The sequence below is a fragment of the Blastococcus saxobsidens DD2 genome, from assembly GCF_000284015.1.
In the GTDB taxonomy this organism is placed as follows: domain Bacteria; phylum Actinomycetota; class Actinomycetes; order Mycobacteriales; family Geodermatophilaceae; genus Blastococcus; species Blastococcus saxobsidens_A.
In genome coordinates, this window is sequence record NC_016943.1 from 1,468,566 (window position 1) to 1,492,930 (window position 24,365).

Here is a 24,365-nt window from a genome sequence, read left to right on the forward strand (position 1 = left end):
GGGGGTGGTGTCGGACACCGCAGCTACGGTGCCCGTGTGATCGAGACCACGTGGCTGGACGCCACCGCGCAGGCCGAGCTGATCCGGGACGGGGAGGCAACCCCCGCGGAGCTGGTCGAGGCGGCGATCGAACGGATCCAGCGGGTGAACCCGCAGCTGGACGCGGTCATCCGCGAGCGCTTCGACGCCGCCCGCGAAGAGGCTCGCGGCGAGCTCCCGGACGGCCCCTTCCGCGGGGTGCCGCTGCTACTCAAAGACCTGGGCTGCCACGTCGCCGGCGAGGAGACCAACTACGGCACGTCCTTCCTGCGGGACGCCGCGTTCCGCTGGCCGGGCGACAGCTACCTCGCCCAGCGGTTCCGCGCGGCGGGCTTCGTCGTCCTCGGCCGCACCAACGTGCCCGAGTTCGGCACCACGATCACCACGGAGCCGGCCGCGAACGCCCCGGCCCGCAACCCGTACGACACCAACCGCTCCACCGGGGGCTCCAGCGGCGGCTCCGCGGCCGCGGTCGCCGCCGGCCTGGTACCCGTCGCGCACGCCGGCGACGGTGGGGGGTCGATCCGCATCCCCGCCAGCGAGTGCGGCCTGGTCGGGCTGAAGCCGACGCGGGCCCGGGTCAGCCAGGGCCCGGACGTGGGGGAGAGCTGGGCCGGCGCCACGACCGACGGCGTCGTCACCCGCTCGGTGCGCGACACCGCCGCCGTCCTGGACGTCCTCGCAGGGCCGATGCCCGGTGATCCCTACGTCGCCCCGCCGCTGCCCCGCCCCCTGGCCGAGGAGGTGGGGGCGCCGGTGGGCCGGCTGCGCGTCGGCCTGCTGGACGCCGACCCGGGGGAGCAGTACCTGGACGACCCCGCGTGCCGGGCCGCGGTGGAGCGGGCCGGGCGGCTGCTGGCGGACCTGGGCTGCGACGTCGAGCCGGGGACTCCGGACGCGATGTTCGACCCGCTGTTCCCGCGCTTCTTCACCACCACGATCTCGGCCGACATCGCCCTCACCCTCTCCGCGCTCGAGCGCGCACTGGGCCGCCCCGTGGGGGACGCCGACCTCGAGCGGCGCAACGTCATGTACCGCGCCGTCGGCCGGAAGCTGTCCGCGGAGAAGTACGTCGGGGCGCGGACGTGGCTCGGCGCGTGGACCCGCCGCATGTCGGGCTGGTGGGCGCCGCCCGAGCTGGGTGGTCAGGGATTCGACCTGCTGGTGACGCCCACGATCGCCGCACGCCCGCCGGAGCTCGGCTGGTTCACCGCCGCCGGGCCGGAGGAGGAGGGCCGGCGGATCAACAGCGTCATGCCCTTCACCGCGCAGTTCAACGTCACCGGGCAGCCGGCGATCAGCCTGCCGCTGCACTGGACCGACGAGGGGCTGCCCGTCGGGGTCCAGATCGTCGCGGCCTTCGGTCGGGAGGACGTGCTCGTCCGGGTGGCCGCCGCGCTGGAGGAGGCGGCGCCGTGGGCGGACCGTCGTCCGGCGGTGTCCGCCTGACGGGTTGCCGGGCTGCGGCCCGCGCGGTGCCGCCTAGACTCGGGCAGCCACGGGGTGTGGCGCAGCTTGGTAGCGCACCTGCTTTGGGAGCAGGGGGCCGCAGGTTCAAATCCTGTCACCCCGACCGGACGAGCGCGATGCCTCCATCCCGCCACCGCGCGCGTGCCCCCGACGTCTCTAGACTCGGGGGTCGACCCGGCGTCACCGGACCCGCGGGCGCCCACAACCGCCGTCTTACCGAGGAGCACTGCCGCTGTGAAGAGCACCATCGAGGAACTGGGCCCCACGCGGGTCCGGCTGGCGATCGAGGTGCCGTGGGGGGACCTGGACCACGCCTTCGGTGAGGTCTACAAGGAGCTGGGCAAGCAGGTCCGCGTTCCGGGCTTCCGCCCCGGCAAGGTCCCCAACCGCGTGCTCGACCAGCGCATCGGCCGGCCGGTCGTCCTGGAGCAGGTCGTCCAGCACGCGGTCCCCGAGGTCTACTCGGAGGTCATCCGCGAGAACCAGGTGCGGGTGCTCGGCCAGCCCGACATCGAGGTGACCCGCCTCGACGACAACGACACCCTCGCCTTCACCGCCGAGGTCGACGTCGCCCCGCAGCTGGAGCTCCCCAGCCTGGACGACCTCGCCGTGACCGTCGACGACGTCGAGGTCACCGACGAGGAGATCGACCAGCAGGTCTCGGTCATGCGCGAGCGCTTCTCCATGCTCACGGGCGTCGAGCGCCCGGCGCAGGACGGCGACTTCGCCTCCATCGACCTCGAGGCCAAGCTCGGTGACGAGGTGCTGGAGGACGGCTCCACCACCGGCATGTCCTACGAGGTGGGCTCCGGCAACCTCATGGAGGGCCTCGACGACGCCGTCCGCGGGCTGTCCGCCGACGAGTCGAAGACCTTCGAGACCGCACTGCTCGCGGGCCCGAACGCCGGTGAGATGGCCGAGGTCACCGTCACCGTCCGCTCGGTGAAGGAGAAGGAGCTGCCGGAGCTGGACGACGAGTTCGCCTCCACCGCCAGCGAGTTCGACACCTTGGAGGAGCTCCGCGAGGACGTCCGCACCCGGGTGGCCCGCTCCAAGGTGATCCAGCAGGGCACCCAGGCGCGCGACAAGCTGGTCGAGCACCTGCTCGAGACCATCGAGGTGCCGATCCCCGAGAACCTGGTCCAGCGCGAGGTCGAGTGGCGCAACCAGGCATTCGAGCGCGAGCTGCAGCAGGCCGGCATGGACTGGGACACGTTCCTCCAGATGTCGGGCGTGGAGAGCCGCGAGGCCTACGACGCCGAGCAGCTGAAGAACGTCGAGGAGGCGGTCAAGACCCAGTTCATCCTGGACGCGATCGCCGACGCCCGTGAGGTCACCGTCGACAACGAGGACCTCTCGGCGCAGGTCATGGCCCAGGCCCAGCGCAACCGGATGAGCCCGGAGCAGTACGCCCAGCAGCTCCAGCAGGGCGGCAACATCGCCGAGTTCGTCGCCGACGTCCGCCGCACCAAGACGCTGGCCCAGCTGCTCGAGCAGACGACGATCACCGACGCGTCGGGCAACACCGTCGACCTCGAGGCGCTGCGCCCCAAGACGGTGCAGGCTCCGGCCGCCGACGAGGCGCCGGACGAGGACACCGACGAGGCCCCGGCCGGGGCCGCCGCCGACACGCCGGCCGACGGCGCCGACGACACGCCGGCCGAGGACGCCGACAAGGCCTGATCGCCCCCGTACCGCCGCCGACGCCGCTCCGCCCACCCGGGCGGGGCGGCGTCGGCGCGTTTCCCGGGCGCACGCTGCGCCGACGGCGAACACCGCCCGCTCGGGGACTGTCCCGTCGCGCCTGCGGGTTAGGGTCGACAGGACTCAGGCGATCGCCGGGGGGTACCGCCTCCCCGGTGGGCCGAACCGGGCCCGCACCACCGACGAGACCTACTGCCACGACGCGTCCTACGGAGGTCACCGCACCCGTGAGCACCACCGACCCGATCTTGGCGAGCGCACCCATGATGCGTGGCGCCAGCGGCATGATGAACCTCGGCGACTCGGTCTACGAGCGTCTGCTGCGCGAGCGGATCATCTTCCTGGGCACCCAGGTCGACGACGTCATCGCCAACCAGCTCGTCGCCCAGATGCTGCTCCTCTCCGCCGAGGACCCCAAGCAGGACATCCACCTCTACATCAACTCGCCCGGTGGCTCGGTCACCGCCGGCATGGCCATCTACGACACCATGCAGTTCATCGACTGCGACGTCGCCACGTACGGGATGGGCCTGGCCGCCTCGATGGGCCAGTTCCTGCTGACCGCCGGCACCAAGGGCAAGCGCTACGCCCTGCCGCACGCGCGGATCCTGATGCACCAGCCCTCGGCCGGTGTCGGCGGCACGGCCTCCGACATCGCCATCCAGGCCGACCTGTTCCGGCGGACCAAGCAGGAGCTGTCGGAGTTGCAGTCGCAGCTCACCGGGCAGACCGTCGAGCGGATCCTCGAGGACTCCGACCGAGACCGCTGGTTCACCGCCCAGGAGGCCCTGGAGTACGGCTTCGTCGACCACGTCGTCAGCCGCGCGGCCATGACCGACAGCGCCAACCCGGTCTCCGACAACTGAGTCCCGAGGACAGACGACGATGAGCTTCCAGATGCCCTCCAGCCGCTACATCCTGCCCTCCTTCGTGGAGCGCACGAGCTACGGCATGAAGGAGTCCAACCCCTACAACAAGCTCTTCGAGGAGCGGATCATCTTCCTCGGGGTGCAGGTCGACGACGCGTCGGCCAACGACGTGATGGCCCAGCTGATCACGCTGGAGTCCGCCGACCCCGACCGCGACATCACCATCTACATCAACTCGCCCGGTGGCTCGTTCACCTCGCTGATGGCCATCTACGACACGATGATGTTCGTCCGGCCCGACATCCAGACCGTCTGCATGGGCCAGGCAGCCTCGGCCGCCGCCGTCCTGCTCGCGGCCGGGACGCCGGGCAAGCGCCTGGCGCTGCCCTACTCCCGGGTGCTGATCCACCAGCCGTCCGGCGAGTCCGGCGGTCAGGTGTCCGACCTCGAGATCCACGCCGCCGAGATCGAGCGGGTGCGCGTGCAGATGGAGGAGATCCTGGCCCGGCACACCGGTCGCCCTCAGGAGCAGGTCCGCAAGGACATCGACCGCGACAAGATCCTGACGGCCGCCGAGGCCAAGGACTACGGCATCGTCGACCAGGTGATCCAGAGCCGGAAGCTCAACGCCCTCCCGACTCCGTGATCCGGTACGGGCCGGGGACGCGCGTGACGCGTGTTCGGCCCGTACCGTCGGAGGGGTCTGAGGGCACGGCGGGACACGAGTGGGACGGCCGGGGCGGAACCGGGTGAGTCATTGCCCGACCTCGTCCACGGCGGCAGGTACGTTCGGCGAACACCCGATCCCCGGCCAGAAGCGCCGGGAGGAGAGCCTCGCGGGACAGCCTGTCAGCGGGGTCGAGCAGGGGTAGCAAGCAGTACACATCCAACCCGCGGGTACCTGGCACCAGGACCGGCGACTGTCGAGGTGGAGGTCAGCAGGTGGCACGAATCGGTGAGAGCGGTGATCTGCTCAAGTGCTCGTTCTGCGGCAAGAGCCAGAAGCAGGTCAAGAAGCTCATCGCTGGCCCCGGGGTCTACATCTGCGACGAGTGCATCGATCTCTGCAACGAGATCATCGAGGAAGAGCTCTCGGAGTCGTCGGACCTGAAGTTCGACGAGCTGCCGAAGCCCAAGGAGATCCACGACTTCCTCGACCAGTACGTGATCGGCCAGGACAAGGCCAAGCGCACGCTCTCGGTCGCGGTCTACAACCACTACAAGCGGATCCAGGCCGGCGGTGACCGCGCCTCCCGCGAGGACGCCGTCGAGCTGGCCAAGTCCAACATCCTGCTGATCGGCCCCACCGGCTGCGGGAAGACCCACCTCGCGCAGACCCTGGCCCGGATGCTGAACGTCCCGTTCGCCATCGCCGACGCCACCGCGCTCACCGAGGCCGGCTACGTGGGTGAGGACGTCGAGAACATCCTCCTCAAGCTGATCCAGGCCGCCGACTACGACGTCAAGCGCGCCGAGACCGGCATCATCTACATCGACGAGGTCGACAAGATCGCCCGCAAGAGCGAGAACCCGTCGATCACCCGGGACGTCTCCGGCGAGGGTGTGCAGCAGGCCCTGCTGAAGATCCTCGAGGGGACGACGGCGTCGGTCCCGCCGCAGGGTGGGCGCAAGCACCCGCACCAGGAGTTCATCCAGATCGACACGACGAACGTGCTGTTCATCGTGGGTGGCGCCTTCGCCGGCCTGGAGCAGGTCATCGAGGCGCGCGCCGGCAAGCAGGGCATCGGCTTCGCCGGCGAGATCCGCGGCAAGAAGGAGCTCGAGGAGCTCAACGCCTTCGCCGAGGTCATGCCCGAGGACCTGCTGAAGTTCGGCATGATCCCCGAGTTCATCGGCCGCCTCCCGGTGATCACCAGCGTGAAGAAGCTGGACCGTCAGGCGCTGATCAACATCCTGACCCAGCCGAAGAACGCACTGGTGCGCCAGTACCGGAAGCTGTTCGAGCTCGACGGCGTGGAGCTGGAGTTCACCGACGACGCGCTCGAGGCCGTCGCCGACCAGGCGATCCTCCGCGGGACGGGCGCCCGCGGGCTCCGCGCGATCATGGAGGAGGTGCTCCAGTCGGTGATGTACGACATCCCCAGCCGCGAGGACATCGCCTCCGTGACGATCACCAAGGAGGTCGTCCTGGAGCACGTCAACCCGACGATCGTCCCGCGCAAGCCGTCCCGCGCCCCCCGCGAGAAGTCGGCCTGAGCCAGGTAGCACCCGTGCGAGCCCGTCCCCGATCCGGGGGCGGGCTCGCTGCGTCTCGCCGGTGGGAGCCCGTGGCAGCGCCCCAGGGTGTGCCGGCCCCGGTGCCGAGGCGCGCGGCGAGCGGCTGGGTGGAGGGTGTGACGGTCACGACCCCGGACGGTGGCCGGGCCGGTCCTCGACGATGTGCTCGGCGTTCGCGAGCGACGACGTCGCCGCGGGTCGGGGGGCGGAGTGCACACGGCCGGGGCCGCCCACGTCCTGGCGATGCGGACCGCCGGCCTTAGGGCCGCTACGGTGGCTCTGTGGCAGCAGTCACCGAAGATCGCAGCCGGGCGCCGAAGCGACTGCTCGGAGTGACCGCCGGTGAGTGCCCCGCGGGGGTGCGACCCCCTCACCCTGGCCCCGTGGGAGACCACGTCCCGTCGCGTCGACGCCGCTTGCGGTCGGGGCCACCGGGTCCGCGCGGTCCCTGGAGAGCCCCGCTCCGACGACGTCATCCGATCCGGCCAGGGGCATCCTGATGGACTTCGAACTCAGCGACGACCAGACGCAGGTACGTGACGGCGTCCGGAAGCTGGCCGCCACCTTCTCCGACGAGTACTGGGCCGAGCGGGACGAGAAGCACGAGTTCCCGTGGGACTTCTACAACGCGTTCGCCGAGGCGGGCTGGCTGGGCATCGCCATCCCCGAGGCGTACGGCGGTGGTGGGCTCGGCATCCTCGAGGCGGCGCTCCTGCTGGAGGAAGTGGCTGCATCCGGCGCCGGGATGAACGGCTGCAGCCCCATGCACCTGACGATCTTCGGACTCAACACCATCGTCAAGCACGGGAGCACGGAGCTGCGCGAAGAGGTCCTTCCTCGAGCCGCCGACGGGTCGCTGCACGTGTGCTTCGGGGTGACGGAACCCGACGCCGGGACGGACACGTCACGCATCTCCACCTTCGCCCGGCGAAGCGGCACCGACTACGTCATCAGCGGCCGGAAGGTGTGGATCACCAAGGCGGGCCAGTCCGAGAAGATGGTGCTGATCTGCCGTACGTCCCCGCGCGAGGAGACCGCCCGGCCCACCGAGGGCATGTCGCTGTTCCTGGTGGACCTTGATTCCGACGCCGTCCACCTGCGGGCCATCCCGAAACTGGGGCGCAACGCCGTGGCGTCCTACGAGGTGTTCATCGACGACCTGCGGGTGCCGGCGAGCGCGTTGATCGGCGAGGAGGGCCAGGGGTTCACCTACCTCCTGGACGGCCTCAACCCCGAGCGCATCCTGTTGGCCCACGAGGCACTGGGGATCGGTCGGGCGGCGTTGCGCCGGGCGACCCGCTACGCCAACGAGCGGGTCGTCTTCGGCCGGCCCATCGGCATGAACCAGGGCATCGCGTTCCCGCTCGCCGAGGCGTTGATGCGGCTGGATGCCGCCGAGCTCGCCGCACGCCACGCGGCCTGGCGCTACGACCGGGGCCTGCCCTGCGCACGCGAGGCCAACACGGCGAAGTACCTCTGCGCCGAGGCGGGTTTCCAGGCCGCCGACCAGGCGATCCAGACCCACGGGGGGATGGGGTACGCCAAGGAGTACCACGTGGAGCGCTACTTCCGGGAAGCGCGACTGCTGCGGCTGGCCCCGGTGAGCCAGGAGATGGTGCTGAACCACATCGCCCAGCACGTGCTGCGCCTGCCGAAGTCCTACTGAGAGGCCACCATGTCCCACCACGCCGGCGCGTTGTCGGGTCTGCGCGTCGTGGACCTGTCGCGGGTCCTCGCCGGCCCGCTGTGCACGCAGATGCTCGCCGACCACGGCGCGGAGGTGATCAAGGTCGAGCCGCCTGCCGGTGACGAGACCCGGGGGTGGGGGCCGCCGTTCGTCGGGCCCCGGACGAGCGCGTACTTCACCGGCGTGAACCGGAACAAGCAGAACATCGTGCTCGACCTCGGTTCCGACGGCGGCCGGGAGGCGCTGCGCCGGCTGCTGGAGGACGCGGACGTGCTGGTGGAGAACTTCAAGGCCGGGACGCTCGCCGCGTGGGGCTTCGACGACGAGCACCTCTCCACCCGGTACCCGCGCCTGGTCCATGCCCGGATCACCGGCTTCGGGGTCGAGGGGCCGCTGGGCGGCGCTCCGGGCTACGACGCGGTGCTGCAGGCGTACGGCGGGCTGATGAGCATCAACGGCGAGGAGACCGGGCCACCGCTGCGCGTGGGCGTACCCGTCGTGGACATGGTGACCGGGATCTACGCGGTCACCGGCATCCTGCTGGCGCTGCAGGAACGGCAGGTCTCGGGACGGGGCCAGCTCGTGGACTGCGCGCTCCTGGACACCGCGGTCAGCCTGCTGCACCCGCACAGCGCGACCTGGTTCGCCAACGGGCACGTGCCTGCCCGGACCGGCTCGGCGCACCCCACGATCGCCCCCTACGACACCTTCGAGTGCCGCGACGGGATCTTCTTCCTCGCCGTCGGCAACGACCGGCAGTTCCGCGCGCTGGTGGACGTGCTCGGGGTGCCGGGCCTCGCCGACGAGGAGCGTTTCGCCTCGAACGCCGACCGGGTCGGGCACCGTGACGAGCTCCGCGGCGTCCTGGCGCCGCTGCTGCGCGGCCGGGACCGGGAGGAGCTGGGGCGCACCCTGCTCGAGCGCGGGGTGCCGTCGAGTCCGGTGCACGACATCGGCGAGACGTTGACCGATCCGCAGGTGCGGCACCGCGACCTCGTCGTCGAACTCGACGGCTACACCGGGGTGGGTCTCCCGATCAAGCTCAGCCGGACGCCGGGCTCCGTGCGCACTCCGCCGCGCGAACCCGGCGCCGACACCGACGAGGTGCTCCGGCGCCTCGGCCTCGGCGGGGACGACGCCCTGACCGGTCGCGGCTAGTCCGCGCCGGGTCCGGCCAGGACGACGTCGACGGCCAGGGCGCCCTCGCCCGGGCGGACCATCAGCAGCTGGATGCGACCGGCGTCGATCAGGTCGGAGCGCACCGCCTCCACCAGCGGCACCTGGTCGGGCGTCGCGGTCACGGTCGCCGACTCCACGTCGGCGCGCATCGATTGCTTGGCGTCGGACTTGGCCTTGCGCACCGCGGCCAGCGCCGCGGCGGCCACGGTCACCACCGCAGGGTCGCCGTTCCCGGGCAGCTCGGCGGCCGACGGCCACGCGGCGCGGTGCACCGAGCCGGTCTGCCACCAGGACCAGACCTCCTCGGTGACGAAGGGCAGGACCGGGGCGAACAGCCGCAGCTGCACCGACAGGGCGAGCGCCAGGGCGGCCTGCGCGGAGGCGGCGGCGTCGTCGCTCCGGTAGGCGCGGGACTTCACCAGCTCCACGTAGTCGTCGCAGAACGACCAGAAGAACGTCTCGGCGACCTCGAGCGCACGGGTGTAGTTGTAGGCCTCCATCGCCGCGGTGGCCTCGTCCACGACGGCGGCCAGGGCGGTGAGCATCCCCCGGTCGATGGGCTCGGTGATCCGCTCGGTCGCCGACGCCAGGTCCACCGAGCCCGCGCCCAGCCCCAGCACGAACTTGCCGATGTTGAGGATCTTCATCGCCAGCCGCCGGCCGACCTTCATCTGCGCTTCGTCGAACGGCGAGTCGGCCCCGGGCCGAGCCCCGGCGGCGCGCCAGCGCACGGCGTCGGTGCCGTAGCGCTCGAGGACGTCGATCGGCGTCGTCGCGTTGCCCTTGGACTTCGACATCTTCTTGCGGTCGGGGTCGACCACGAAGCCGGAGATGGTGGCGTGCGACCAGGGCGCGCTGCCGTGCTCGAAGTGCGCCCGGACCACGGTGGAGAACAGCCAGGTGCGGATGATGTCGTGCGCCTGGGGCCGCTGGTCCATCGGGAAGACCTTGGCGAACAGCTCGGGGTCGGTGTCCCAGCCCGAGGCCACCTGCGGCGACAGCGACGACGTCGCCCAGGTGTCCATCACGTCGGGGTCGGCCATGAACCCGCCCGGCTTGCCGCGCTGGTCCTCGGTGAAGCCCTCGGGGACGTCCGACGACGGGTCGACCGGCAGCGCCGACTCCGGCGCCAGGATCGGCTCGTCGTGGATCGGCTCACCGGAAGCGTCCAGCCGGTACCAGACCGGGAACGGGACGCCGAAGAACCGCTGCCGGCTGATCAGCCAGTCGCCGTTGAGACCCTCGACCCAGTTGTCGTAGCGGTGCCGCATGTGCTCGGGCACCCACTGGATCTCCCGGCCGCGGGCGATCAGCGCGTCCCGCAGGTCGGCGTCCCGGCCACCGTTGCGGATGTACCACTGCCGCGTGGTGACGATCTCCAGCGGGCGCTCGCCCTTCTCGAAGAACTTCACCGGGTGGGTGATCTGCTTCGGCTCGCCCTCGAGGTCGCCGGAGTCGCGCAGCAGCTCCACGATCCGCTGCTGGGCGCTGAACATCGTCTTGCCGGCCAGCTCGTCGTAGGGGTGCACGGGCACGCCGGGCGGCGGGTCGGCCAGGATCCGGCCGTCCCAGCCGACGATCGCGCGGGTGGGCAGCTGCAGCTCCCGCCACCAGGTGACGTCGTTGAGGTCACCGAAGGTGCAGATCATCGCGATGCCGGAGCCCTTGTCGGGCTCGGCGAGGCGGTGCGCGACCACCGGCACCTCGACGTCGAACAGCGGCGTCCGGACCGTCTTCCCGAACAGCGGCTGGTAGCGCGCGTCGTCGGGGTGCGCGACCAGTGCCACGCACGCCGGCAGCAGCTCCGGCCGGGTGGTCTCGATGAAGACCGAGCCGTCGGCGGAGGAGAAGGAGATCCGGTGGTAGGCGCCGGGGCGCTCCCGGTCCTCCAGCTCGGCCTGGGCGACGGCGGTGCGGAAGGTGACGTCCCAGAGGGTCGGCGCCTCCTGGGCGTAGGCCTCGCCGCGGGCCAGATTGTGCAGGAACATCCGCTGCGCGGTCGCGCGGGAGGTCTCCGAGATCGTCCGGTAGACGTTGCCCCAGTCGACCGACAGACCGACGCGGCGCCAGAGCTTCTCGAACTCTGCCTCGTCGTCCTCCGTCAGCTGCATGCACAGCGCGACGAAGTTGCGGCGGGAGACCGGCACCTGGTCCTTGCCCGCCTTGGCGGGGGGCTCGAACGACGGGTCGTAGGGCAGGGCCGGGTCGCAGCGGACGCCGTAGTAGTTCTGCACCCGCCGCTCGGTCGGCAGCCCGTTGTCGTCCCAGCCCATCGGGTAGTAGACGTGCTTGCCGCGCATCCGCTGGTAGCGGGCGACGATGTCGGTGTGGGTGTAGCTGAACACGTGCCCCACGTGCAGCGAGCCGCTGGCGGTCGGCGGGGGAGTGTCGATCGAGTAGATCTGCTCCCGCGGCGCCTGCAGGGCGGCCGCGCGGTCGAAGCCGTAGGTGTCCTCGGCGGCCCAGCGGCCGACCCACTTCTCCTCGAGGCCGTCGATCGAGGGCTTCTCGGGTACGCCGCTCGAGGCTCCCGGGTCGGCCGTGGTCACGGCGGCACCATCCGGGCTCGCGATGCGGGTTTCCATGACCGGCATCCTAGAAAGGCGTGGCAACACCGTTCCGGCGGGCGCGGTGACGCGCCTGTGGCCGGTCGCACGGTGCGTCGCGGGAACCGTGCGTGGCGCCGCCTCGTGGTTCAGGTGTGGATACCTTGCGGTTGCTGCTCAACCTCGTCTGGCTGGTGCTCCAGGGCTGGGTGCTCGCCCTGGCCTACGCCCTGGCAGGCGTGCTCGCCTGCCTGCTGATCGTCACCATCCCGTTCGGCATCGCCGCGTTCCGGCTCGCCTTCTTCGTGATCTGGCCGTTCGGGCGCACGACCGTGCGGGCCCCGGACGCCGGGGTCGCGTCGGCCGTGGGCAACCTCTTGTGGTTCCTGGTCGCCGGCTGGTGGCTGGCGCTGCTGCACATCGTCGCCGGCATCGGGTTCTGCCTCACGATCATCGGGATCCCGTTCGGCGTGGCGTCCTTCAAGCTCGCGGCGGTCGGGCTGTTCCCGCTCGGCAAGCGCGTCGTGGAGAACACTCCGCCGCGTGACTGGATGCACGCCGGCGGAGGGGTCGTCGGCGGCGCCCCCGGCCGGGCCGCCGTCGCCCGGTGACCGTGCTGGCATCCTGAGCAGGATGAGCAACGGCAGCACCGGTGAGATGGCCCGGGTCGAGAGCGAGCTGCTGGCCCGGTGGCCGGAGAGCCGGCTGGAGCCGTCCCTCACCCGCATCAGCGCCCTGGTCGACCTGCTCGGTTCGCCGCACCGCGCGATGCCGGTCATCCAGGTGGCCGGCACCAACGGCAAGACGACGACGGCGCGGATGATCGACGAGATCCTGCGCGGCTTCGGGCTGCGGGTGGGCCGGTTCACCAGCCCGCACCTGCAGACCATCCGCGAGCGGATCGTGCTCAACGGCGAACCGGTCGGCCCCGAGCGCTTCGTCGAGACCTACGACGACATCGCGCCGTACGTGCAGATGGTCGACGCCGCCGGTGAGATCCCGATGAGCTTCTTCGAGGTCATGGTGGGGATGGCCTACGCGCTCTTCGCCGACGCGCCGGTCGACGTCGCCGTCGTCGAGGTGGGCATGGGCGGCCGGTGGGACGCCACGAACGTGGCCGACGCGCGGGTCGCCGTCGTCACCCCGGTGGCGATGGACCACGCCGAGTACCTCGGCCCCGACGTCGCCACGATCGCCGGCGAGAAGGCCGGGATCATCAAGGCCGACTCGATCGCGGTGCTGGCGCACCAGCAGCCCGGGGCCCTGGACGCGCTGGTCCGCCGCGCCGTCGAGGCCGACGCCGTGGTCGCCCGCGAGGGCACCGAGTTCGGCATCCTCGACCGGAAGGTGGCCGTCGGGGGGCAGCAGGTGCGGCTGCAGGGTCTCGGCGGGGAGTACGAGGAGGTCTTCCTCCCGCTCTTCGGCGCCCACCAGGCGCAGAACGCGGCCACCGCGCTGGCCGCGGTCGAGGCGTTCCTGGGTGCGGGCGCGGCCACCGGCCCGATCGAGCAGGAGACCGTCCGCGCGGCCTTCGCGGCGGTCCGCTCGCCCGGCCGGCTCGAGCGCCTGCGCACCAGCCCCACCGTGCTGGTCGACGCGGCCCACAACCCGGCCGGCATGACCGCGACGGTCGAAGCGATCCGGGAGTCCTTCGACTTCACCCGGCTGGTCGGCGTCGTCGGCGCCGTCCACGGCAAGGACGTCGCCGGGATGCTCGCCGCGCTCGAGGAGGTCTGCGCCGAGCTGGTCGTCACCCAGAACAGCTCGTCGCGCGCCATGCCGGCCGACGAGCTGGGCGCGCTCGCGGTCGACGTCTTCGGGGCCGACCGGGTGAGCGTCTCGCCGCGGCTGAACGAGGCCATCACCGAGGCGATCGAGCTGGCCGAGGCCGGCCCGGACGACGCGCTCGGCGGCTCCGGCGTGCTGGTCACCGGCAGCGTCATCACCGCCGGCGAGGCCCGCACCCTGCTGTCCGGGAGCCGGCGGTGACCGCACCGGACCCGCTCCGCGCCGCGAAGGCGCTGCGCGGTGCCGCGGCGGCGGTGCTCGTGCTCGAGGGCATCGCCGTCCTGTTCGTGCCGCGGGGTATCGCGCAGACCGAGGAGGGGCTCGGTGCCGGCCGCCTGACGGTCCTGCTCGTCCTCGCGCTCCTGCTGATCCTGGCGTCGGCGGTGCAGCGGCGGGAGCGCGGCCTGCTCATCGGTACCGCGCTGCAGGTGCCGTTGCTGCTCACCGGCCTGCTCAACAGCGTCATGTGGATCGTGGCCGGGGCGTTCGTGCTCATCTGGAGCTACCTGCTGCAGGTGCGCAAGCAGCTGATCGGCACCTCCTTCGGCCCGGTTCCGTCCCCCCGGGCCGGCGACGCCGACGGCGAGGACCAGGCCACCCCGTAAGCTGCCGCCCCGTGACCGAACGCACCCTCGTCCTCGTCAAGCCCGACGGCGTCTCCCGCGGCCTGGTCGGCGAGGTGATCACCCGGCTGGAGCGCAAGGGGCTGCGCCTGGTCGCCGCCGAGCTGCGCACGCTGACCGCCGAGGTCGCCGAGACGCACTACGCCGAGCACCGCGAGCGGCCGTTCTTCGGCTCGCTCGTCGAGTTCATCACCGGCGGCCCGCTGATGGCCCTGGTCGTGGAGGGCCCGCGCGCCATCGAGGCGTTTCGCGCCCTCGCCGGTGCCACCGACCCGGTGAAGGCCGCGCCCGGCACGATCCGCGGCGACTTCGCCCTCGAGGTGCAGGACAACATCGTGCACGGCTCCGACTCGCCCGAGTCCGCCGCGCGCGAGATCGCCTTGTTCTTCCCCGACCTCGGCTGACTCCCGGCGCGTGCCGAGAACGGGTCGTCCGCCGTCGGTGGGGCTGACTACGGTCTCCCGGTGCCCACCGACCAGTCCCTGATCTCCGCCCGCGGACTGGTCAAGCGGTTCGGCACCTTCACCGCCGTCGACGGCATCGACGTCGACGTCGCGCCCGGGGAGGCGTTCGGGTTCCTCGGCCCGAACGGCGCCGGCAAGAGCTCGACGATGCGCATGATCGGCGCGGTGTCGCCGCCCACGGCCGGTGAGCTCCGGATCCTCGGCCTCGATCCGGTGGTCGACGGCCCGGCGATCCGCGCCCGCCTCGGTGTCGTGCCGCAGACCGACAACCTCGACCCCGAGATCACGGTCGCGGAGAACCTGCTGGTCTACGGGCGGTACTTCGGGATCGCGCGGTCGGTGCTGCGCAGCCGCGCCGCCGAGCTGCTGGAGTTCGTGCAGCTCACCGAGCGGGCCGGCGACAAGGTGGAGCCGCTCTCGGGTGGCATGAAGCGGCGGCTGACCATCGCACGGGCGCTGATCAACGAGCCCGAGGTCGTCCTGCTCGACGAGCCGACGACCGGGCTGGACCCGCAGGCCCGCCACGTCCTGTGGGACCGGCTCTACCGGCTCAAGCAGCGCGGGGTGACCCTCGTGCTCACCACGCACTACATGGACGAGGCCGAGCAGCTCTGCGACCGGCTGGTCGTCATGGACAAGGGCCGGATCGCCGCCGAGGGGTCGCCGGCGGAGCTGATCCGCCGGTACGCGACCCGGGAGGTCCTGGAGCTGCGCTTTCCGCTGCTGGAGGGGCAGCCCGGCCCGGAGCGGTACGTCCCCGACCTCGACGGGGTGCTGCAGGCCGGCGCCGTCGAGCGGGTCGAGGTGCTGCCCGACCGCCTGCTGCTCTACACCGGCGACGGCGACGACGCCCTGTCGGCCGTCACCGGCGCCGGCGTGCACCCGCTGTCGAGCCTGGTGCGCCGGAGTTCGCTGGAGGACGTCTTCCTCCGGCTGACCGGCCGGACGCTGGTGGACTGACGTGACCGCTCCCGGCGCCCTCGCCTTCACCGCTCACCGGCTCACCGCCTACCGGCACTTCTGGCGCAGCAGCCTGGTCAGCAGCGTGCTGGAGCCGGCGCTCTTCCTCGCGGCGATGGGGCTGACGCTGGGCGTCCTCGTCGACCGCGGCTCCGGCCTGCCCGGCGGCGTGGACTACCTGTCCTTCCTCGCGCCCGGCCTGCTGGTCGCCGCGGCGATGCAGCTGGGCAGCTTCGAGTCGACCTACCCGGTGCTCGGCGCGATCAAGTGGGACAAGACCTACGAGGCGGTGCTGGCCACGCCGGCGGGGGTGCGCGACCTGCTGGCCGGCCACCTGCTGTACGTCGCCTTCCGGGTGGGGACGTCGGCGGCGCTGTTCCTCGCCGTCCTCGTGCTGTTCGGTGCCGCCGAGAGCCTGCTCGTCCTGCTCACGCTGCCCGCAGCCCTGCTCACGGGTCTGGCCTTCGCCGCCCCCATCACCGCCTTCTCCGCGACGTTGGACAACGACACCGGCTTCGCCGCGCTGCAGCGGTTCCTGGTCCTGCCGATGTTCCTGTTCTCCGGGACGTTCTTCCCGGTGGACCAGCTGCCGCGGTTCTTCGAGTGGGTGGCCTACGCGACCCCGCTGTGGCACGGGGTGGCCCTCTCCCGCGGGCTGTCGCTGGGCTCGATCGAAGCGGGTGCCGCGCTGCTGCACGTCGGCTACCTGCTGCTGTGGTTCCTCGTGGGCCTGGCGCTCGCGGCACGCACCTTGCGCCGGAGGCTGGTCACGTGAGCACCGTGGAGACCACCGCTCCGCGGCAGGCGCTGCTCTGGCGGGTGTTCCCCCTCTACCCGCTCTCCGCCCGGCGGGCCGGGCACCTGGTGCACCGGAACTTCCTGGTGGCCAAGCGCACCTGGCCGCTGTTCGTCTCCGGGATGTTCGAGCCGTTCTTCTACCTGCTCTCGATCGGCGTCGGGATCGGCGGGCTGATCGGCACCGTGGTCACCGACACCGGTGCGTCGCTGAGCTACCAGGAGTTCGTCGCACCGGGGCTCATGGCGGCCGCCGCGATGAACGGCGCGATCTACGACTCGGTGTTCAACCTCTTCTTCAAGCTGCGGTACTCGAAGCTCTACGACGCCGTCCTGGCCACCCCGCTGTCCGCGCCGGACGTGGCGGTGGGGGAGGTGGCCTGGTCGCTCATGCGGGGCGCCACCTACTCCGCGGCCTTCCTGGGGATCATGGTGGTCATGGGGCTGGTCGGCTCCTGGTGGGCGGTGCTCGCGCTGCCCGCCGCGATCCTCATCGGGTTCGCCTTCGCCGCGGTGGGGCTCGCCGCCACGACGTTCCTGCGCGGCTGGCAGGACTTCGAGTTCGTGCAGCTGGTGCTGCTGCCGCTGTTCCTCTTCTCGACGACCTTCTACCCGCTGTCGACCTACCCCGGGCCGCTGCAGGTCGTCGTCCAGTGCACGCCGCTGTACCACGGCATCGAGCTGATCCGCGGCCTCGTCACCGGCGACGTCGGCTGGTCGCTGCTGGGCAACGCCGGCTACCTGGTGGTCATGGGGCTGGTCGGCCTGACCATCGGCGCCCGCCGCCTCTCCGGTCTCCTGCTGAAGTAGCCGCCGGCGCGGCATGGCGTCCTGGCGGCGTCCTGGCTCAGCTGGTGGGGTCCTGGCTCACCGTCGACGCTGAGTCAGGACCCCGATCGATCAGGTCACCTGATCAACAGGGGGGGCGGGACAGCGGGGCGGCTACCCTGGACAGGTCATGACTGGTGAGACCCTGTACCCCCGCCTCGAACCGCTGCTGGCCCAGATCCAGAAGCCCATCCAGTACGTCGGCGGTGAACTCAACGCCCAGGTGAAGCCGTGGGAGTCCGCAGCCGTTCACTGGGCGCTGATGTATCCGGACGCCTACGAGGTGGGGCTGCCCAACCAGGGCCTCATGATCCTCTACGAGGTGCTCAACGAGCGCCCCGATGCGCTGGCCGAGCGCACCTACGCCGTCTGGCCCGACCTCGCCGCGCTCATGCGCGAGCACGGCGTTCCGCAGTTCACCGTCGACGGGCACCGCGCGGTGCGCGACTTCGACCTGCTCGGCGTCAGCTTCGCGACCGAGCTCGGCTACACCAACCTGCTCGAGGCCCTCGACCTCGCCGGCGTGCCGATCCACGCCGTCGACCGGGACGAGACCCACCCGGTCGTCGTCGCCGGGGGGCACGCCGCGTTCAACCCCGAGCCGGTCAGCGACTTCGTCGACTGCGCCGTCCTCGGTGACGGCGAGCAGGCCGTCGGCGACATCACCGACGTCGTCGCCGCGTGGAAGGCGCAGGGGCGCCCCGGCGGCCGCGAGGAGCTGCTGGCCCGCCTGGCCCGCGTGGACGGCGTCTACGTGCCGCGCTTCTACGCCTTCACCTACGGTGCCGACGGCACCATCGCCGCGGTCACCCGCACCCGCGACGACGTGCCCGCCAAGGTGGGCAAGCGCACCGTCATGGACCTCGACGAGTGGCCCTACCCGAAGACCCCGCTGGTACCGCTCGCCGAGAGCGTGCACGAGCGGATGAGCGTGGAGATCTTCCGCGGCTGCACCCGCGGCTGCCGCTTCTGCCAGGCCGGGATGATCACTCGTCCCGTACGCGAGCGGACCATCACCGGCATCGGCTCCATGGTGGAGCAGGGGCTGAAGTCCACCGGGTACGAGGAGGTCGGGCTGCTGTCGCTGTCCAGCGCCGACCACTCCGAGATCGGCCAGGTGGCCAAGGAGCTCGCCGACCGCTACGAGGGCACCAACACCAGCCTCAGCCTGCCCAGCACCCGGGTGGACGCCTTCAACGTCACGCTGGCCAACGAGCTGTCCCGCAACGGACGGCGCAGCGGCCTGACCTTCGCCCCCGAGGGCGGCAGCGAGCGGATCCGCCGGGTGATCAACAAGACGGTGTCCAAGGAGGACCTCGTCCGCACGGTGACCACCGCCTACGCCAACGGCTGGACGCAGGTGAAGCTCTACTTCATGTGCGGTCTGCCCACCGAGACCGACGAGGACGTGCTGGAGATCGCCGACCTCGCGGTCGAGGTGATCCGCGCCGGCCGCGAGGCCAGCGGCCGCAAGGACATCCGCTGCACCGTCTCCATCGGTGGCTTCGTGCCCAAGCCGCACACCCCGTTCCAGTGGGCGAGCCAGGCCAGCGCCGAGACCATCGACTCCCGGCTCCGGCTCCTGCGCCAGGCGATCAACAGCGATCGCCGCATCGGCCGCTCCATCGGGCTGCGGTACCACGACGGCAAGCCGGGCGTCATCGAAGGCCTGCTCTCCCGCGGCGACCGCCGGGTCGGCCGGGTCATCGAGCGCGTCTGGCGCGACGGCGGCAGGTTCGACGGCTGGAGCGAGCACTTCTCCTACGACCGGTGGATGCAGGCCGCGGCCGACGAGCTGGCGCCGTTCGGCGTCGACGTCGGCTGGTTCACCACCCGGGAGCGCACCGAGCACGAGATCCTGCCCTGGGACCACCTGGACTCGGGGCTGGACAAGGAGTGGCTCTGGGAGGACTGGCAGGAGGCCCTCTCCGAGGAGGAGGTCGCCGACTGCCGGTGGACCCCCTGCTACGACTGCGGTGTCTGCCCCACCATGGGCACCGAGATCCAGATCGGGCCCACCGGCCGCAGCCTGCTCCCGCTCACCGTCGTCTGATGGCCCGCCAGCCCTCGGGCCCGCCCCCGCCGCCGACCGTGCAGAAGCTGCGCATCCGCTACGCCAAGCGGGGGCGGCTGCGCTTCGCCTCGCACCGCGACCTCGCCCGGGCGCTGGAGCGCGCGCTGCGGCGGGCGCAGGTGCCGATGGCGTTCTCGGCCGGGTTCAGCCCGCACCCGAAGATCTCCTACATCGGTGCCGCGCCGACCGGGTCGGCCAGCGAGGCGGAATACCTGGAGATCGGGGTCGCGATCCGCTGCGAGCCCGAGGCGGTGCGGGTCGCGCTGGACGCCGCCCTGCCGCCCGACGTCGCCGTCCTCGCGGTCGTGGAGGCGCAGGAGGGGACCGGTTCCCTGGCCGACCGCATCGACACCTCCGTCTGGCGCGTCGAGCTGCCAGGGGTGTCCCTCGCAGAGCTCGCGCCGGCGGTGGAGAAGTTCCTCGCCAGCGACGTGGTGACCGTAGCCAAGCGGACCAAGAACGGGCTCAAGGACATCGATGCCCGCCCCGCCGTCGCCAGCGCGTCGGCGATCGAGGGGGCAGGTTGTGCCATACTGCACATGGTCGTCCGGCAGGTGACGCCCGCTGTACGACCCGATGACGTGTTGGCCGCCCTGGCTGCCGTCGCCGACCTGCGCCCGCCGTTGCCCCCACGGGCCGTGCGTGAGGCGCAGGGCCGGCTCGACGACAGCGGGACCGTGGCCGATCCGCTCGGTCCTGACCGTGCGGCGCGCACCCGCTGCCAGGGGGAGCATGCGACGGTCTGACCGGCGGAGGCCCCGGGGGCTGCGCGCCGTCGAGCGGCACGGCTGCCAGACGTGACGCGACCGATCCGGGCCACCCGGTCCCGGACGCCCAGACCACCGCAGGACTCAGCACCACCGCACCCGGCGTCACCGGAGGCGCGCACCACCGCATTCCGGCTCCCCGCCGCGGCAACCGTCGCGCGGGAGCCGCCCACAGACTTCGCAGGGCGAGCCCGTCCGCCGTACCCCGAGCGGCGGCTCGCCCCGCCCAACCCGTGCTCCTGCGCGGCCGCCAGTCGAACCGATCGGCGCCCGGGAGCACCACACAGGAGGCGAGAGCCCTCGTGGCTGACACCGACCACACCCCGACGCACGACGAGACCCAGGGCGACGACGTCCCCGCGGGCACACCGCAGGCCGCCGAGAACGAGGCCGGCGGCATCCCGGCGCTCCCCGAGGACGGAGCACCGGCCGAGGAGGAGCCGGACGCCGCGGCGGAGGCCGGCACCCCGCCCGGATCGCCCGCCGAGCCGGAGTCGCCCGCCGAGCCGGCCGCGGACGTCGAGTCCGACGAGCCGGAGCACGACTCGGTGCGGTCCCCGTTCGGGGCGCAGTTCAGCTCGCCGGAACCGACCGCCGTCGTCGCCCGTCCCCGCCGCCGGGCCACCCGCCCGGCGGGCGCGGCCGCCCCGGACTCGGTCGAGGCGGTCGCCCCCGCACCCGCGGCGCCGGCCCCGGCCTTCATCAGCTTCATGGCCCCGCCCGCCGACGTGCCGCCGGCCCCGCGCCGGCGCAGTCGCCGGCCGGCGGAGTCACCCGATCCCGACACGCTCGACGAGTCGGCCGAGACCCCCGGCAGCGCCGGCGACGACGCTGTCGAGGAGGCGCCTTCCCGCTCGCGCCGGAACCGCTCGCGCCGCCGTCCGGCCGAGGACCAGCAGGAGCCCGCCGAGGCGACCGTCGTCGAGGACGAGGACGCCGAGGAGCGCGACGCCTCGGACGAGTCCGGCGAGGACTCCGACGAGGGCGGCTCGTCGGCCAGCCGGCGGCGGCGTCGTGGCCGTCGCGGGCGCGGCCGTGGGCGCAGCGGCGAGGACTCCTCGGACTCCGACGACGACAACGGGAACGAGCGCCCCGGCGCCGACGAGGACACCGACACCGACGAGGACACCGACACCTCCGACGGCGCCACGGACACCGAGGACGACGGCGACGACGAGGGATCGACCGGCGCCGGCACCCGCCGCCGCCGGCGCCGTCGCCGGCGCAGCAGCGGCTCGGGCGCCGAGGACTCCGCCGACGAGAGCGACGACGACCGCCCGGAGCGGGCCGGTCGCAACGGCCGGAGCACCAGCGACGACGACGTCCGCGGGATCGCCGGCTCCACGCGGCTCGAGGCCAAGCGTCAGCGCCGCCGGGACGGCCGGGACACCGGGCGTCGGCGCACGCCGATCCTGACCGAGTCGGAGTTCCTCGCCCGCCGCGAGGCGGTGGACCGGAAGATGGTCATCCGCCAGCGCGGCGAGCGCACCCAGATCGCCGTCCTCGAGGACGACGTCCTGGTCGAGCACTACGTCACCCAGGCGACGGCGACGTCGTTCGCCGGGAACGTCTACCTCGGCCGCGTGCAGAACGTGCTCCCCAGCATGGAGGCGGCCTTCGTCGACATCGGCAAGGGGCGCAACGCCGTCGTCTACGCCGGTGAGGTCAACTGGGACGCCGCGGGTCTGTCGGGCAAGCAGCGCTCCATCGAACAGGCGTTCAAGTCCGGCGACAAGATCCTGGTGCAGGTCACCAAGGACCCGATCGGGCACAAGGGCGCCCGGCTGACCCAGCAGGTCAACCTGCCGGGCCGGTTCCTGGTCTACGTGCCCGGTGGCTCGATGACCGGCATCAGCCGCAAGCTGCCCGACACCGAGCGGCAGCGGCTCAAGGACATCCTCAAGCGCATCGTGCCCGAGGACGCCGGCGTGATCATCCGGACCGCCGCGGAGGGCGCCTCCGAGGAGGAGCTCACCCGCGACGTCAACCGGCTGACCGCGCAGTGGGAGGTCATCCAGAAGAAGGCGGAGTCGACGTCCAACGCCCCGGCGCTGCTCTACGGCGAGCCCGACCTCGCCATCCGGGTCATCCGGGACGTCTTCAACGAGGACTTCAAGGAGCTGGTGGTCCAGGGCGACGACGCCTGGGACACCGTCGAGGCCTACGTCGCGCACGTCTCCCCGGAGCTGACCGAGCGGCTCACCCGCTACACCGGGGAGGGCGACGTCTTCCGCGACCTGCGGGTGGACGAGCAGCTGACCAAGGCGCTCGACCGCAAGGTGTGGCTGCCCTCGGGTGGATCGCTGGTGATCGACCGCACCGAGGCGATGACCGTCGTCGACGTGAACACCGGCAAGTTCACCGGCTCCGGGGGCAACCTCGAGCAGACCGTCACGCGCAACAACATGGAGGCGGCCGAGGAGATCGTCCGCCAGCTCCGGCTGCGCGACATCGGCGGCATCATCGTCATCGACTTCATCGACATGGTGCTGGAGAGCAACCGGGACCTCGTCCTGCGCCGGCTCACCGAGTGCCTGGGCCGCGACCGCACCAAGCACCAGGTCGCGGAGGTCACCTCGCTCGGCCTGGTGCAGATGACCCGCAAGCGGGTCGGCCAGGGCCTGCTGGAGGTCTTCTCCGAGTCCTGCGAGCACTGCCGTGGCCGCGGGATCCTCGTGCACCTCGACCCGGTGGACGAGAAGCGCCGCGGCGGCGGCGGTGGCGGCGGCAAGGACTCCGGGGCCAAGGACTCCGGCGGCAGGGACTCCGTGGCCAAGGACTCCGGCGGCAGGGACTCCGGGGCCAAGGACTCCGGGGCCAAGGACTCCGGCGGCAAGGACTCCGGCCGCAACCGCGGCGACGGCAGCAAGGACACGTCCGACAAGGAGACCGCCGAGGACGGGGCCGAGGCCGGTTCGGCCGAGACCCCGACCGGTGACGGCGAGGCCTCCGAGAGCGGCCGCGGCGGCCGTCGCAACCGGGGCCGCCGGAACCGCGGCCAGTCGGGCGAGGAGCGCGCGGCCGAGGACGCCGCCGTGCTCGCGGGCGCGGCTGATCCCGGGGACGAGGCCGGCACCGGCGGACCCGCCACCGAGGAGGCGGCGCCCGCGACCCAGCAACCGGCCGACAACGAGATCCACGGGGAGCCGGTCGTGCCGCCCGTGCGCCGTCGCAGCGGGTCGGTCGCGACGGTCGAGCCGCTGCCCGAGACCGTGCCGGCGCCGCCGGCGCCGGCGAAGACCCAGGCCGAGGACGTGCTGCCGGCCGGCGAGGTCGGTGCCGTCGAGGTACCGGAGCAGAACCAGGTCCCGATTACCCCGGCGACCACGACTGCCGACGTCCTCCCCGGCGCGGTGGCTCACACGGCCGACGCCGACGCCGGTGCCGAGTCCGACGGTCCGCGCGCCCAGGACGGCTTCACGGCCGACGGCGAGCCGCCGGCCGCGACCACCCGGCCGCGCCGTCGCCGGGCCGCCAGCCGCCCGGCAGGTCCGCCCGCGTAACCCGCGGACGGGTCAGCAGGGCCACAGCCGGGGCGTGTCGACCGGCCGGGACGGCTCGGGTACGCTGGACGGGTTGCTGCGCCACCGCGCGGGCGCCTCCGGGCGCCGCCGGGCAGGTGTGCGCAACCCGTCCAAGCACCCGGCGCCCGTTCCGGTCGTGCGCGCCGGACACAGAGCTTGACGTGAAGAAGCGAACGAGGAGTCAGTGGTGTACGCAGTGGTGAAGGCCGGTGGCAGCCAGCACAAGGTGGCCGTGGGCGACACGTTCACGATCAACCGCCTGCAGGGCGCGGCGGGCGACACCGTCGCCCTCCCGGCCATCCTGCTGGTCGACGGGGACACCGTCACCAGCGATGCGGCGACCCTGGCCACGGTGACCGTGACCGGCGAGATCGTCGAGCACGGCAAGGGCCCGAAGATCCACATCCACAAGTTCAAGAACAAGACCGGCTACCACAAGCGGCAGGGGCACCGTCAGCCCCTGACCAGCGTCGTGGTCCGCGACATCTCGAAGGGCTGACGCCGACATGGCACACAAGAAGGGCGCCTCGTCGTCCCGCAACGGTCGTGACTCGAACGCCCAGCGCCTCGGCGTGAAGCGTTTCGGTGGGCAGGTCGTCAAGGCCGGCGAGATCATCGTCCGCCAGCGCGGCACCCACTTCCACCCGGGCCTCGGCGTCGGCCGCGGCGGCGACGACACGCTGTTCGCGCTCGCGCCCGGCTCGGTCACCTTCGGCACCCGGCGGGGACGCAAGACCGTCTCCATCACCGCGGTCGAGGCCTGAACAACACCTCCTGCTCCTGCAGGGGGTGCGAACATTCGCTTCGCGA

Annotated in this window: 20 protein-coding genes and 1 tRNA gene; 20 read left to right on the top strand and 1 reads right to left on the bottom strand. The window is 72.1% G+C overall.

From position 1 onward, the window contains the following. Nucleotides 1–36: 36 nt before the first annotated feature. The 8 genes from BLASA_RS06915 to BLASA_RS06950 all read left to right on the top strand — a co-directional run bounded on the left by BLASA_RS06915 (nt 37) and on the right by BLASA_RS06950 (nt 9,165). Entirely contained in the window at nt 37–1,488 is a 1,452-nt protein-coding gene (locus tag BLASA_RS06915) for an amidase (protein ID WP_014375352.1), read from the top strand. A gap of 50 nt (nt 1,489–1,538) precedes the next feature. Beyond that, nucleotides 1,539–1,612 (top strand) — tRNA-Pro (locus tag BLASA_RS06920). A gap of 131 nt (nt 1,613–1,743) precedes the next feature. Continuing rightward, nucleotides 1,744–3,192 carry a trigger factor gene (gene tig / locus BLASA_RS06925; protein ID WP_014375353.1) on the top strand — a complete coding sequence of 483 codons (1,449 nt, stop codon included), beginning with the start codon at nt 1,744–1,746 and terminating at the stop codon, nt 3,190–3,192. Between the two features lie 248 nt (nt 3,193–3,440). Beyond that, a complete protein-coding gene (locus tag BLASA_RS06930) occupies nt 3,441–4,079 on the top strand; it encodes an ATP-dependent Clp protease proteolytic subunit (protein WP_014375354.1) in 639 nt (212 codons plus the stop codon). A gap of 19 nt (nt 4,080–4,098) precedes the next feature. After that, entirely contained in the window at nt 4,099–4,728 is a 630-nt protein-coding gene (locus BLASA_RS06935; RefSeq protein ID WP_014375355.1) for an ATP-dependent Clp protease proteolytic subunit, read from the top strand. Nucleotides 4,729–5,024: 296 nt separating this feature from the next. Continuing rightward, nucleotides 5,025–6,299 (top strand): ATP-dependent Clp protease ATP-binding subunit ClpX, encoded by a 1,275-nt coding sequence (gene clpX, locus BLASA_RS06940; protein ID WP_014375356.1) that lies wholly within the window; start codon nt 5,025–5,027, stop codon nt 6,297–6,299. A 520-nt stretch (nt 6,300–6,819) separates the two neighbouring features. After that, nucleotides 6,820–7,986 (top strand): acyl-CoA dehydrogenase family protein, encoded by a 1,167-nt coding sequence (locus tag BLASA_RS06945; protein WP_014375358.1) that lies wholly within the window; start codon nt 6,820–6,822, stop codon nt 7,984–7,986. 9 nt (nt 7,987–7,995) lie between these two features. Further along, nucleotides 7,996–9,165, top strand: a complete 1,170-nt coding sequence (locus BLASA_RS06950; RefSeq protein WP_014375359.1) for a CaiB/BaiF CoA transferase family protein — start codon at nt 7,996–7,998, stop codon at nt 9,163–9,165. Here BLASA_RS06950 and valS read toward each other — a convergent pair. Beyond that, nucleotides 9,162–11,771, bottom strand: coding sequence for a valine--tRNA ligase (gene valS, locus BLASA_RS06955; RefSeq protein ID WP_014375360.1), 2,610 nt, complete (start codon nt 11,769–11,771; stop codon nt 9,162–9,164). The two genes, BLASA_RS06950 and valS, sit on opposite strands and share 4 nt — an antisense overlap. Nucleotides 11,772–11,887: 116 nt before the next feature. Between valS and BLASA_RS06960 the strand changes: the two genes are divergently transcribed. The 12 genes from BLASA_RS06960 to rpmA all read left to right on the top strand — a co-directional run bounded on the left by BLASA_RS06960 (nt 11,888) and on the right by rpmA (nt 24,319). Continuing rightward, on the top strand, nt 11,888–12,343 hold the full coding sequence (locus BLASA_RS06960) for a YccF domain-containing protein (RefSeq protein WP_041775654.1): 456 nt from the start codon (nt 11,888–11,890) through the stop codon (nt 12,341–12,343). 22 nt (nt 12,344–12,365) lie between these two features. Beyond that, nucleotides 12,366–13,721, top strand: coding sequence for a bifunctional folylpolyglutamate synthase/dihydrofolate synthase (locus BLASA_RS06965; protein ID WP_014375362.1), 1,356 nt, complete (start codon nt 12,366–12,368; stop codon nt 13,719–13,721). Next, nucleotides 13,718–14,125: a DUF4233 domain-containing protein gene (locus BLASA_RS06970; protein WP_014375363.1), complete on the top strand. Its 408-nt coding sequence runs from the start codon at nt 13,718–13,720 to the stop codon at nt 14,123–14,125. Before BLASA_RS06965 ends, BLASA_RS06970 begins: the two co-directional genes overlap by 4 nt. An 11-nt stretch (nt 14,126–14,136) precedes the next feature. Next, nucleotides 14,137–14,547, top strand: coding sequence for a nucleoside-diphosphate kinase (ndk, locus tag BLASA_RS06975; protein ID WP_014375364.1), 411 nt, complete (start codon nt 14,137–14,139; stop codon nt 14,545–14,547). Between the two features lie 60 nt (nt 14,548–14,607). After that, nucleotides 14,608–15,567 carry an ABC transporter ATP-binding protein gene (locus BLASA_RS06980; protein ID WP_014375365.1) on the top strand — a complete coding sequence of 320 codons (960 nt, stop codon included), beginning with the start codon at nt 14,608–14,610 and terminating at the stop codon, nt 15,565–15,567. A gap of 1 nt (nt 15,568) precedes the next feature. Beyond that, nucleotides 15,569–16,342: an ABC transporter permease gene (locus BLASA_RS06985; RefSeq protein WP_014375366.1), complete on the top strand. Its 774-nt coding sequence runs from the start codon at nt 15,569–15,571 to the stop codon at nt 16,340–16,342. Next, nucleotides 16,339–17,172 carry an ABC transporter permease gene (locus BLASA_RS06990; protein ID WP_014375367.1) on the top strand — a complete coding sequence of 278 codons (834 nt, stop codon included), beginning with the start codon at nt 16,339–16,341 and terminating at the stop codon, nt 17,170–17,172. Before BLASA_RS06985 ends, BLASA_RS06990 begins: the two co-directional genes overlap by 4 nt. A gap of 148 nt (nt 17,173–17,320) precedes the next feature. Then, the gene (locus tag BLASA_RS06995) at nt 17,321–19,243 is read left to right on the top strand and encodes a TIGR03960 family B12-binding radical SAM protein (RefSeq protein WP_014375368.1); all 1,923 of its coding nucleotides are present in this window, start codon (nt 17,321–17,323) and stop codon (nt 19,241–19,243) included. Beyond that, nucleotides 19,243–20,010: a TIGR03936 family radical SAM-associated protein gene (locus BLASA_RS07000; RefSeq protein ID WP_014375369.1), complete on the top strand. Its 768-nt coding sequence runs from the start codon at nt 19,243–19,245 to the stop codon at nt 20,008–20,010. The genes BLASA_RS06995 and BLASA_RS07000 overlap by 1 nt, the downstream gene beginning before the upstream one ends. Nucleotides 20,011–20,333: 323 nt before the next feature. Next, on the top strand, nt 20,334–23,534 hold the full coding sequence (locus tag BLASA_RS07005; protein ID WP_014375370.1) for a ribonuclease E/G: 3,201 nt from the start codon (nt 20,334–20,336) through the stop codon (nt 23,532–23,534). A 208-nt stretch (nt 23,535–23,742) separates the two neighbouring features. Continuing rightward, entirely contained in the window at nt 23,743–24,054 is a 312-nt protein-coding gene (gene rplU / locus BLASA_RS07010) for a 50S ribosomal protein L21 (protein WP_041775655.1), read from the top strand. Nucleotides 24,055–24,061: 7 nt separating this feature from the next. After that, nucleotides 24,062–24,319, top strand: coding sequence for a 50S ribosomal protein L27 (gene rpmA / locus BLASA_RS07015; RefSeq protein ID WP_014375373.1), 258 nt, complete (start codon nt 24,062–24,064; stop codon nt 24,317–24,319). Nucleotides 24,320–24,365: the final 46 nt, after the last annotated feature.